Annotated in this window: 11 protein-coding genes; 2 read left to right on the top strand and 9 right to left on the bottom strand. The window is 49.1% G+C overall.

Going from position 1 to position 12492, the window contains the following annotated elements; all coding sequences use genetic code 11:
- Positions 1–12: 12 nt before the first annotated feature.
- From ASF99_RS02660 to ASF99_RS02690, 7 genes are all read right to left on the bottom strand, one after another.
- Complete coding sequence (locus ASF99_RS02660; protein ID WP_023467596.1) at positions 13–996, bottom strand: alpha-ketoacid dehydrogenase subunit beta; 984 nt, start codon at positions 994–996, stop codon at positions 13–15.
- Positions 993–2006 (bottom strand): thiamine pyrophosphate-dependent dehydrogenase E1 component subunit alpha, encoded by a 1014-nt coding sequence (locus ASF99_RS02665; protein WP_023467595.1) that lies wholly within the window; start codon positions 2004–2006, stop codon positions 993–995. The genes ASF99_RS02660 and ASF99_RS02665 overlap by 4 nt, the downstream gene beginning before the upstream one ends.
- A gap of 13 nt (positions 2007–2019) precedes the next feature.
- Positions 2020–3441 carry a dihydrolipoyl dehydrogenase gene (gene lpdA, locus ASF99_RS02670; protein ID WP_023467594.1) on the bottom strand — a complete coding sequence of 474 codons (1422 nt, stop codon included), beginning with the start codon at positions 3439–3441 and terminating at the stop codon, positions 2020–2022.
- Entirely contained in the window at positions 3411–4514 is a 1104-nt protein-coding gene (gene buk, locus ASF99_RS02675; protein ID WP_055966846.1) for a butyrate kinase, read from the bottom strand. The genes lpdA and buk overlap by 31 nt, the downstream gene beginning before the upstream one ends.
- Positions 4515–4530: 16 nt before the next feature.
- Positions 4531–5655, bottom strand: a complete 1125-nt coding sequence (locus ASF99_RS02680; protein ID WP_023467593.1) for a Leu/Phe/Val dehydrogenase — start codon at positions 5653–5655, stop codon at positions 4531–4533.
- A 13-nt stretch (positions 5656–5668) separates the two neighbouring features.
- Entirely contained in the window at positions 5669–6589 is a 921-nt protein-coding gene (gene yqiS / locus ASF99_RS02685; protein ID WP_041255026.1) for a phosphate butyryltransferase, read from the bottom strand.
- 144 nt (positions 6590–6733) lie between these two features.
- Positions 6734–8389 (bottom strand): sigma-54-dependent Fis family transcriptional regulator, encoded by a 1656-nt coding sequence (locus ASF99_RS02690; RefSeq protein ID WP_023467591.1) that lies wholly within the window; start codon positions 8387–8389, stop codon positions 6734–6736.
- Between the two features lie 122 nt (positions 8390–8511).
- On the opposite strand from ASF99_RS02690, the gene ASF99_RS02695 reads away from it, so the two are divergent.
- Together ASF99_RS02695 and ASF99_RS02700 are read left to right on the top strand one after the other, a co-directional pair.
- Positions 8512–8766 carry a DUF2627 family protein gene (locus tag ASF99_RS02695; RefSeq protein ID WP_023467590.1) on the top strand — a complete coding sequence of 85 codons (255 nt, stop codon included), beginning with the start codon at positions 8512–8514 and terminating at the stop codon, positions 8764–8766.
- Between the two features lie 675 nt (positions 8767–9441).
- Positions 9442–10020, top strand: coding sequence for a dihydrofolate reductase family protein (locus ASF99_RS02700; protein ID WP_055966849.1), 579 nt, complete (start codon positions 9442–9444; stop codon positions 10018–10020).
- 36 nt (positions 10021–10056) lie between these two features.
- Here ASF99_RS02700 and spo0A read toward each other — a convergent pair whose 3' ends face one another.
- Together spo0A and recN are read right to left on the bottom strand one after the other, a co-directional pair.
- The gene (spo0A, locus tag ASF99_RS02705; protein WP_023467588.1) at positions 10057–10779 is read right to left on the bottom strand and encodes a sporulation transcription factor Spo0A; all 723 of its coding nucleotides are present in this window, start codon (positions 10777–10779) and stop codon (positions 10057–10059) included.
- Positions 10780–10782: 3 nt separating this feature from the next.
- Positions 10783–12489: a DNA repair protein RecN gene (gene recN / locus ASF99_RS02710; RefSeq protein WP_055966852.1), complete on the bottom strand. Its 1707-nt coding sequence runs from the start codon at positions 12487–12489 to the stop codon at positions 10783–10785.
- Positions 12490–12492: the final 3 nt, after the last annotated feature.

The raw sequence follows: 12492 nt of genomic DNA on the forward strand, positions 1-12492 counted from the left end.
GTCAGTTCCCCCTTAGTATGCGTGTAACGTCCGGATTTTATCTTCAATTTTCTCGCTTGAGATGTTGAAGAACTTCTCCATCGTCGGAGCGTATGGCATCGCTGGGACGTCTGGACCACAGAGTCGTTCGATTGGTGCATCGAGATCGAACAATGCTTCTTCTGCAATGATCGCCGACACTTCACTCATGACGCTACCTTCTTTATTGTCTTCCGTGACGAGCAAGACTTTCCCCGTCTTTTTCGCTGCTTCGACGACTGCTTCGCGGTCGATTGGATAGACGGTCCGCAAGTCAAGGATGTGGACATCGATTCCGTCTTTTTCAAGGCGTGTTGCTGCCTCAAGTGCCATATGAACACATAGTCCGTAAGTGATGATTGTCACGTCTTCACCCTCACGCTTGACGTCTGCTTTACCGATTTCGACCGTATAGTCGCCTTCAGGAACATCCCCTTTTAACAGACGATAGCCTCGTTTGTGCTCAAAGAACAAGACCGGATCATTCGAACGAATCGCTGCCTTTAGCAATCCTTTTGCGTCATATGGATTCGATGGGATGACAATTTTCAGACCAGGCGTCGAGTTGAACATCGCTTCGACCGACTGAGAATGATAAAGTGCCCCGTGAATACCGCCGCCGAACGGTGCGCGGATGACGATCGGACACGTCCAGTCATTGTTCGAACGGTACCGAATCTTCGCTGCTTCACTGACGATTTGGTTGACCGCTGGCATGATGAAGTCAGCGAATTGCATTTCAGCAATCGGACGCATGCCGTACATCGCAGCTCCAATTCCGACACCGGCAATCGCACTCTCAGCGAGTGGTGCATCGATGACCCGTTCTTCTCCGAATTGTTCGAGCAATCCTTGTGTCGCCCGGAAAACACCACCACGGACACCGACGTCTTCGCCGAGGATGAAGACGGACTCGTCGCGTTCCATCTCTTCTTTGATTGCACTATTGATCGCTTCGATTAAACTTAACGTCGTCATTTCGTTTCCTCCTCGTCGTACACGTAACGTAATGCATTTTCTGGCGCATCGTAAGCTGCTGCTTCCGCATAAGCCGTTGCTTCGTCGACTTCTTTCTCCATCGCTTGTTCGATTTCAGTCGCTGATTCTTCCGTCAGGACGCCCATTTCAATCAAACGCGCACGGAAGAGTTTGATCCCGTCACGTGCTTTTAAGGCATCGAGTTCTTCAGCAGAACGGTACGATTTATCGTCATCATCGGATGAGTGTGGCACGAGGCGTTCGACTTCAACTTCGATCAAGGTCGGACCTTCTCCCCGTAATCCGCGCTCGCGTGCTTCCTTGACGACCTTATAGACAGCGAGTGGATCGATGCCGTCTACCGTATAGCCAGGCATTCCGTAGCCGATTGCCCGATCAGCGACGTGTTTCGCCGACAGCTGTTTCGAAAGTGGTGTCGAAATCGCGTATTTATTGTTTTCACAGAACAAGATGACCGGGAGTTTATGAATTCCGGCGAAGTTCGCCCCTTCATGGAAGTCTCCTTGGTTTGAAGAGCCCTCTCCGAACGAGACGTAAGCAACGAGTGGTTCCTTACGCATCTTCGCAGCAAGTGCGATCCCGACAGCATGTGGGACTTGTGTCGTGACCGGACTTGAACCCGTGACGATGTTCAAGGCACGTGAACCGTAGTGTCCTGGCATTTGACGACCACCTGAGTTCGGATCTTCTGCCTTTGCGAATGCCGACAGCATGATATCGCGTGACGTTTGACCGAAGTGTAAGACGACGCCTAAATCCCGGTAATACGGCAAAATGTAGTCCGTTCCTTTTTCAAGGGCGAACGCTGCACCGACTTGAGCCGCTTCTTGTCCTTGACATGAGACGAGGAAGGGAATTTTACCCGCTCGGTTCAACTTCCACATCCGTTCGTCGATCTTCCGCGCACGGACCATCGTTTCGAACATCTGAATCGCGTCCTGTTCCGTTAATCCGAGTTCTACTAATTCTTTGAATTCTATTTTTTCCATCCGTAATTCCTCCTTAGGCGTGAACCGCGAGTCCGTCGACGGCAAGTGCTGCTTCACCGAATGCTTCTGACAAGGCCGGGTGCGGATGCACGAGCTGTCCGACTTCCCATGCCGTTGCATTGAGTACGAGCGCTAATCCACCTTCACTGATCAGTTCCGTTGCTTTTGGTCCGACGATGTGAACGCCGACGAGATCATCTGTCTTCGCATCGGAGACGAGCTTGATGAAGCCTGCCGCCTCTCCTTCGATCCGCGCTTTCCCTAATCCATTGAACGAGAAGCTCCCTACCTTGACGTCCATTCCGGCACGTTTTGCTTCGTCTTCCGTCAAACCGACCGATGCCGCTTCCGGTACGCTGTAGATACAACGTGGTACGAACGCATATTCAAGTGGTGTCGTCGTTCCGTGGACGATCGCCTCGACCGCTTTGACACCTTCTGCTGACGCGACGTGCGCCAGTTGTAAGCGACCGATGACATCTCCGATCGCATAGATATGTTGATCCTTCGTCCGGAAATGGTCATCTACTTGGATGAAGCCATTTTCGACGACGATATTCGTGTTTTCGATCCCGATGCCTTCGACGTTCGCCATTCGACCGATCGCGACGAGCAACTTATCCGCTTCAAGCGTCGTTTGTTCTCCATTACGGTCAATCGCGATCGAGACACCGTCTTCTGACATCCGGAATGTGTCACTTTGTGCAGCTGCGCCGGTATGAATCTTGACGCCCCGCTTTTTCAGTTGACGGGCGACTTCACGACTGACTGCCGCATCTTCCGTCGGTAAAATCCGATCGCTGAATTCAACGACCGTTACTGCGACGTCAAAATCCGTCAACATCGATGCCCATTCGACACCGATGACGCCACCACCAATGATGACGATCGATTTTGGCAAATCTGCCATATCGAGTGCATCATCCGAACTGAGGACATACTCTGAATCAAAAGCAAGTCCGTTCAATGGACGTGGACGTGACCCTGTCGCGACGATCAATTGACGCGGAAGGATCAACTCACCTTCGCCTTCTTCCGGTTCGACGCTGATCGTTCCCGGCATCGGTGAAAAGATACTTGGTCCAAGAATCGAACCCCGACCATGAAAGACTTCAATCTTTCCTTTTTTCATCAGGTGCTGAATGCCTGCTTCTAATCCATCTACGATCTCTTGTTTACGTTGTTTGACCTGTTCGAATCGTAAAAACGATTCCGGTACGTCCACGCCATATGTAGCAGCGTGTTTGACCGTCTGATAGACTGCTGCTGATTTCAAAAAGGCTTTAGATGGGATACAGCCACGATGTAAGCATGTCCCGCCTAATTTTCCTTGTTCCACGATTGCTACCGACTTCCCGGCTTGTGCCGCACGGATCGCGGCGACATATCCACCGGGTCCGCCACCTAGGACAACGACGTCGAATTCTCTAGCCATGTTGGTTCGCCTCCATATTCCTTAACTTCTTCTTCCCCACGTAAGACACGCAACACTCCTTCTGCGAGCGCCTGCAACTCATCTTCACCAGGACTACGTACGACTTGACCGAGGTGGGCGATGCGTTCTTCGATCGCACGCGTCAACCGATCACTATAGGCAAGTCCGCCTGTTAGGATGATCGCGTCGATCTGACCGAACAAGACGGCACTTTGACCAGCGATCTCTTTTGCGACCCGGTACGCCATCGCGTCATATAACAACGCCGCTTTTTCGTCGCCTTCTTCAATCCGGCGTTCGATCTCGATCGCGTCAAACGTTCCCAAGTGCGCGACAAGTCCGCCTGACCCAACGACCAGACGCTTCATCTCTTCAAGTTTATACTTGGTACTATAACATAGTTCTACTAGTTGACCAACAGGTAGCGATCCGCTGCGTTCTGGCGAAAACGGTCCTTCTCCATCGAGCCCGTTGTTGACATCGATGACACGCCCCTCTTGGTGCGCACCGACCGTAATCCCGCCGCCCATGTGTGCGATGATCAGGCGCAGTTCCTCATAGGGACGCCCGATTTCCTTCGCGTACCGCTTCGCGACAGCTTTTTGATTCAAAGCATGGAAAATACTCTTTCGTTCAAGTTCAGGTAAGCCTGTAATCCGCGCAATCGGCTCGAGTTCGTCAACGACGACTGGATCAACGATGAACGATGGGATATCGAGTGTCCGAGCAATCTCATCCGCGAGGAGTCCGCCGAGATTCGAGGCATGGACGCCAAAAATACCGCTGAGTAAGTCTTCTCGCATTTCTCGATTGACGGCATACGTACCACTGACGAGCGGCCGGAGTAGTCCTCCGCGACCCACGACTGCAGTAAGCGCTTTCAAATCAATCTGCTCTTCAGACAATACTTCGAGTAACACATGACGACGCATCTCCAGCTGCGCTGGAAGCGGTCCTCCGACCGCCTCCGCTGGATGGCGTAACGTCTTCGTGAACACCTGGTTCGCCCCTTCGAAGATACCGATCTTCGTCGACGTCGAACCGGGATTAATCGTTAAAATACGTTCGCTCATGGATATCCTCCTCTGATCAGCCACGTGATCCTAGAATGTTTTTATCACGACGCAAGAATTGGCTGCGGGCACTGCGCATCGTTGCGATACGCTCTTCTGCCATTTTCTCAGCCGCACGGTATGTCGGTAAATGATCGCGTTTTGCGATTTCGAACACTTTCGTGACCGCATCGTAGACGAGTTCAACTTTTTTCATGGCACGATCACGGTTGTATCCATCGAGTTCATCGGCAACGTTGATGACACCACCAGCATTGATGACGAAGTCTGGTACGTATAAAATATCGCGTTCTTCGAGCATGTCACCGTGACGGTCTTCTTTGAGTTGGTTATTTGCTGCACCGGCGATGATCTTGACTTTCAATTGTGGAATCGTCTCGTCGTTCAATGTCGCACCGAGGGCACATGGTGCGAAGATATCTGCTTCGACACTGTAGATGTCTTCTGGTGCGACGATCAAGGCACCGAATGCTTCTTCTGCACGTTGAAGTGCTTCTTGATTGATGTCTGTGACGATCAGTTTCGCCCCTTCTTCATGTAAATGACGGCATAGATTAAAGGCAACGTTACCGACACCTTGGATCGCAATCGTTTTTCCACCAAGTGAATCTGTTCCGTACACTTCTTTTGCCGCTGCTTTCATTCCACGATAGACACCGTATGCCGTAACCGGTGATGGGTTACCACTTGATCCGAATGCTGGGCTGACACCAGTAACGAAATCTGTCTCCATGTGGATGTAATCCATGTCTGCAACTGTCGTATTGACATCTTCTGCTGTGATGTAACGACCGTTCAGTGACTGGACGTAACGTCCGAATGCCCGGAAGAGTGCTTCTGACTTTTGTGTCTTCGCATCGCCGATGATGACCGCTTTACCACCACCAAGGTTCAACCCAGCGGCTGCGTTCTTATACGTCATTCCTTTTGATAAACGGAGCGCATCAATCAATGCCTCTTCGTCTGATGCATAGTTCCACATGCGAAGTCCACCGAGTGCCGGTCCGAGTGTCGTGTCATGAATCGCAATGATTGCTTTTAATCCTGATACTTTATCGTGGCAAAAAACGACTTGTTCGTAATCTTCCATCTCCATTGTTTCAAAGATGCTGAAGCGTGACTCTACGTTTGTTTCGACCATTTTAAGTTCCTCCTCAGATTGTTTGTTTTACTTTTTTCGTCTGTTGGGCATTTAATAGCGCAAAGGCTAGTGAGTACATTTTTGCTTCTGCTGTATCGGCACGGCTGGTCAAAACGACTGGCGCCCGCGCTCCGACGAGAATCGCCGCAACCGAGGCATGTGCGAAATACATGAGTGATTTGTAGATGACGTTTCCGACTTCAATTTGCGGAACGACGAGTAAATCCGCCTGACCTGCTACGTCTCCCGTTAGCCCTTTTTGCTGGGCAGCGACGAGATTTACGGCATTGTCGAGTGCGAGTGGTCCGTCTACAAGGCAATCCTTGATTTGACCACGTCGGTTCATTTGTGTTAGCAGAGCGGCATCAATCGTTGCCTGCATCGTTGGATTGACGACTTCGACAGCTGCTAAGACTGCGACTTTTGGTAAGCCGTATCCAAGCGCTCGTAAGGCGGAGACACCGTTTTCGATGATCTTTACTTTGTCTTCGAGTGTCGGTTGGATGTGAATCGCTGCATCGGTTAATCCGATTGCTGATTCACGCCCCGGTACTTCGAACAAGGCGACATGCGACAAGACATTCCCTGAACGCAGACCCGTTTCTTTGTTCAAGACAGCTTTCATGAACGTTGCTGTCGGAACAAGACCTTTCATCAAGACGCTCGCATCCCCTTTGCGAACGGCATGAGCGGCACGCTCTGCCGCTTCTTGTGATGTAGAAGTGTGCGTGATCACGAACTGTGACTCTCGTAATGCTCGTTTTTGAATCATCTGCTGAATCCGTGTCGCATCCCCGAACAAATGAAAACGTGCTAAATCGTTCTCAATTGCTAATGCGACAGCATCCATCACTTCTTCGTCATCCGCAGCTGCAATCGCAACGACGGAATCTTCGAGTCGAGCTGCCTGCTCGACCATTTCACTGAATCTCACCGTATTCCCCCCTCACCTGTCATACATAAATAGTAATAGCAATTTTCGTGCCAATTCAAAAGAGACGGTAGGTTAAGCAAGAACGTCTTTAATTTTGCACGCTTTTGCATTTTTTGCAATATATTGCACGCAAAAATTTGCGCTTCACGAATAGATGTTAAATCGTTCCACTTTGTAATAAAGTGCCCGAAGAGAAATTCCGAGTTGTTTCGCCGCTTCTGTTTTGTTGCCATTAAAGGCAGTAAGCGCTTCCCGAATCAACCGTTCTTCGACGTGTGACATCTCGTCCGATAAATGCTTGATTTCCTTTTTCTGTCTCGTCGTGACTTTCGTTGTTTGTGGCACGACAAGCTGAAGATGACCTTTTCGTAAGACGGTTTCTGTTTTATCCGTAAAAATCAACGCGCGACCGATGACATTTTCAAGCTCGCGGACATTTCCTTTCCACGGTTGCTTCTTCATTGCTTCAAGTACATCATCTGAGATCCGTCCGACCGATCGTCCATAACTTTGATTCAATTTACGGAGTAAGTGCAAGGTCAATGGTGCGATATCATCCGGTCGCTCACGTAGTGCCGGTATGTGAATCGGTAAACGATTGATCCGGTAGTAGAGATCTTCTCGGAACTCATTCATGATGATCTTTTGCTCTAGATTCGCATTCGTCGCCGCGATAATCCGGACATCGACTGGAATCGCCTTCGTCCCACCGACGCGAACGACTTCATTTTCCTGTAACACCCGTAATAGTTTGGCCTGGACGTCGAGTGGTAGTTCGCCAATCTCATCTAAGAATAGCGAACCCCCGTGTGCTTCTTCGAAATATCCCCGCTTCCCACCACGTCGCGCTCCTGAGAACGCGCCTTCCTCGTACCCGAATAGTTCACTTTCGAGTAACGTCGGTGCGATTGCCGCACAGTTGACGCGGACGAATTGTTCATATTTACGTTCGCTCGCTGCATGGATCGCATGTGCAAACAATTCCTTGCCGGTTCCGGATTCACCGCGAATCAAGACGTTGACGGGCATCGTTGCCGCAAGCTTTGCTTGATCGACGACGAAGCGCATCGCTTCACTCTCAGCGATGATATCGTCAAAAGTATATTTAGCTTCGAGCGTCCGGATTTTTTGGCGCGCTGCCTTCAATTCTTTGGCGAGTGCCTTCATTTCCGAAATATCCCGAATGACCCCAACGGAACCGCGGACTTGTCCATCGACGATGACGGGTGCCGCATTGACGATGATATCACGTTGATCTTGCCCGATCTTCATGCGAACATCCCGCACGTTCTCGCCCGTATTCAAGACTTTCAAATGAACGGATTCCTGCATTCCGATATCGGCACTTGCCGGTTTTCCGACGACGTCTCGCTCCGTGAAACCAGTCATACGCGTATATGCTGGATTGATCAGCATCGTCTGTCCGTCTTGATCGGCGACGGAAATCGCCTCGCTCGTACAATGAATGATTGCTTCGAGCATTTTCTCTTTTTCAGTCAATCGCTCAAGCAACACTCTGACGAATTCACCCGGTAAGACCGCCGCTCCCGGAAAATCATGAATCAATTGCTCAAGTACGCCAGTTTCTCCTGTAGCGTCAATGATGAAATCGACATCAGCTCCTTCAAAAGCTGACCAGTTCGTTTCAATCCGAATGTCCGCACGCCGTGCAAGCGCCACCCCAGGCGCATCCATGTTTGGATCGACAAGACCAATGACCGTTAATAATGGTGAACGTTGAAACGCATGCAGGACTTCTGTTCCCCCTTGACCAGCCCCGACGACGAGTAGATGATGCATATGAATTCCCCCTTTGAAACTGCTTACATTTCTATCGTACTCGGAATAAAATAGGGAAGCAAACCCGATTCGCAGAACGATCGATTTTTTGATACAATACGCTTGGAAAGGAGTGGCGTCCTATGCGTATCATTGGTTTGCTCTCATTATTAATCCCCGGCATCATCGGCGCGATTGGTATTAAGCTCATGCGTGATAGTGTTTTTCTAATTGCGCAAGTGCCGTTTAAATACTTAGGCGATGCGGCTTACGTATATGTATTGCAAGGTCTCGTTGGTTTGATTCTTGCGATGGGTGGCATTGGATTTGTCGCAGGATATGTCTTTTATCGCGATCGAAAACGTGGAAAAGTCTCCGATCGCTATCAAAAAAAATGAACACAGAAAAAGGTCCCCATCTCTTGAACTCATTTCAAGCGCGGGACCTTTTACTCATATAAAATTGGTTTCACTTACGGATGAACTCCTCTCATAGTTAGAACTATTCGTGTACTCCAAAACCTTAGGTGTTCCTCTTAATGAAGAGGTAGAAAGAAATCAGATCTGGCTATCGGGCTAACGATAGAATGGTGTTTCAGTTCCATCATCTGACTGTACTCGGGACCTAGGTGGAGCGTAATGTCATCCGCTTGAAGCAGTCAAACATTCGGTTGCTAACAATCACTGCTAGACAACACTCCTTTTCACGAACTGTACTTTTCATTTTAGACGATCCGTTACCTTCCACTTTTCCCTAGCTTCGAAATCATGGAAGCTCCCATTCATTCGAGATTTCCCATCTAGAATGAACAAGATACCTTGGTACGACTTCTACCAAGAGAATGTCGTCCGGCATTCTTGAGCCATTTACAGTTGGCGTTCTGAGATGATGTTCATCAACAGGATTTCCGGAGTCCTTGTCGACTCGACGTTCATCTGACGTCTTGCCAAATCATTTGGTACCTTTATTATAACAAACATTTCAGTTTATGCAATATTTATTTGCAAGCGCTATTATATATTTTTAGCTTTACGGTATGCTATAAGCAGATCGTAATCGAAAGGAGACCCTTCATGCGAAAAATCATCGTATTCGAACATCTATCGTTAGACGGTGTCATTCAAGCACCGAGCGGAAAGAATGAGGATGTGAGCAACGACTTCAAGCACGGTGGATGGACTGCTCCATTTCAGCATCCTGAGATCGGTCAGGTCATCCGTGGATGGATGCAAGAGGATTGCGCCCTGTTACTCGGTCGCGCGACTTACGAGCAATGGTCGAGTTACTGGCCACTCCATGCCGATATCTGGCCAGTTGCCGATCGTGCCATGAAGTATGTTGCTACGCGTCATACACCACCTATTCGTTGGCAGCCGACGACATATTTGAATCAACCGACTTCTGAACTAATACGCTTGAAACAACAGGACGGACCACCGCTTCACGTCTGGGGGAGTAGTCAACTCGTTCATACGCTTTATGAAGCTGATCTGATCGATGAACTTCGATTGATCCACTATCCAGTTATCGTTGGTTCTGGTAAACGTCTATTTCCAGACAACGGAATGACGCCCCTCACTTGGAACGTCACGAAACGACACACGTTTGATAACGGCGTGTTGATCGCTTGCTATGAGCGGGATCGGAACTAAAAACACACCGTCTATCCATTAGACGGTGTGTTTCCTTTAACCAGATTGTTCTTGATTCATATGACTTGAAACATACGAGATGAATTCCGAGTTCTTCGGACTTTTCTCTTGTTCGATTCGACCATTGAAGAGCTCGTGCTGTTGCATTCCTTCGTTCCAAGCGGACTTGATGGCGTGACGCATCGCTCGTTCGACGCGAGATGCCGTCGTTTGATGTTTTTTCGCAATCGTCGGATAGAGTTCCTTTGTGATCAATCCAAGTAAATCTTCCCGTTCTAGCACCATTAAGACAGCGTCCTTTAAATACGTGAAGCCTTTAATATGCGGAGCAATCCCCACTTCTCGCAGTGTCGTACCGACTTTTAAATCAATCGTTTCGACGATCGGTGCTTGTCCTTGATGCGTCACGAGACGAATTTTTTGAACGAGCTGATCCATGCTGAACGGTTTAAGTAAGAAGTACGATGCTCCGAGAGTGACCGCCTGTTGTGAGACCTCATCCTTACCGAAAGCACTCAACATGATGACAGCAGGATTCTTCTTTTTCTTCATCAACTCCTCGAGAACACCAAGCCCATCTAAATGAGGCATGATGATGTCGAGAAGCAATACATCCACTTCATGTTCTTTCATACGTTCGAGACAACTCTCGCCATTGTAGGCGACGCAAACGACTTCCATGTCTTCTTGCGCAGAGATATGCTGGCGAATCAGTTCGACCATTTCGCGATTATCATCTGCTATCCCGACTTTAATCAATCCTTACACCCCATTTTTAAGCGATTCTTTCATCGTCTTCGCCTGATCCATCAATTCCTCGGCATGGCGTAACGTCAAATCCGTCATATGTGCACCGGAAATCATCCGTCCTAGTTCGTTTCCTCGATCTGACTGAGACAAGACGTTGACCTGTGTCGTCGTACGATCCGTCTCCTCGATTTTCCGAATATAGAGATGTTGATCGGCCATCGAAGCGACTTGCGGTAAGTGCGTAATACAAAGCACTTGTCCGTCTACCGATAAACGATAGATTTTTTCAGCCATCGCTTGTGCGACACGACCCGATACTCCTGTATCGACTTCATCGAAAATGATCGAAGCAACTCCGACCGAGCGCGAGAAGATTGACTTCAGTCCGAGCATGATACGAGATAACTCCCCGCCCGATGCGACTTTTCCGAGCGACTTGAATGGTTCTCCCGCATTCGTCATGATGAAGAACTCCACTTGATCGATCCCGTTCTTGCGTAGCATCGGTGTCTTTCCGTCTTGAAGAAAACGAATTTCAAACCGCGCTTTTTCCATGTAGAGCTCACGTAACTCCAGATGAATCGCTTCGCTTAATTGAACGGCCGCTTTTCGACGCTGTTGCGACAGACGCCCACCTATCTCAAACAATTCGACTTCGAGCTGTTCGACTTCGGCTTTTAAGCGCTCAATCCGTTCATCTCGATTCGTCATCGTATCAAGTTCAACTCGAATTTTTTCCCCATACGCAATGACTTCCTCGATCGTCGCCCCGTATTTTCGTTTCAGTTGTTGAAAGACGGATAAACGTTGTTCGATCTCATCGAGTCGATTGGAATCGAACTCAAGTGTTTCAAGTTGATCTCGAATCGCATACCCGACTTCTTCGAGTCCATAAAAAGCGCTTGCGATCGCGTCACTCTGCTGCGAAAACTGTTCGTCGATGCTTGATGCTTGTTGTAGTTCACGCATCGCGTCTCCGACAGAGTCGATGCCGCGCATCTCATCATGCAAAGCATCGTATGCTGTCTTCAGTGACGCATATAGCTTCTCGAAATTCGCGAGACGATTTCGTTCGACGAGCAACTCGTCTTCCTCATGTGCTCGAAGTTTTGCGCCTTCGATTTCTTCCGTCTGAAACGATAGTAAATCAATCCGTTGAGCGAGTTCTTGCTCACTTTGCGCGAGCGATTGCAGCGCCGTCCGTTTTTCTTCATACGCTTGATAACCGGACTGGTAGGCTTGAAGGAGCGGTGCAATCGTCTCTTGCGCGAAGTCATCGAGAATCGCTTGATGATACGTACTGTCCATTAAATGCTGATGTTCATGTTGCCCGTGCATGTCGACGAGGACACGTCCGAACTCCCGTAAGATCGTCAGTGTGACCAGCTTATTGTTGACGCGACAGACACTTTTCCCGGTCGCGAACAGATCACGTCGTAAGATGATCAATCCATCTTCGATATCGATACCATACTCTTCTGCGAGATCATAGACGAGATGGTCGTCTTCAATCAGAAACAATCCTTCTAGCTCCGCCCGATCTTCCCCGTATCGAACGAATTCCGCGGATCCACGTCCACCAATCAATAATCCGATCGCGTCGAGAACGATCGATTTACCGGCACCTGTTTCCCCAGTCAAGACGGTCATTCCTTTTTTAAAGTCGATCTGTAGCTCGTCAATGATCGCAAATTGTTTGATCGATAATTCAGCTAGCATCCT

It is taken from the genome of Exiguobacterium sp. Leaf187, assembly GCF_001423925.1.
GTDB lineage: Bacteria > Bacillota > Bacilli > Exiguobacteriales > Exiguobacteriaceae > Exiguobacterium_A > Exiguobacterium_A indicum.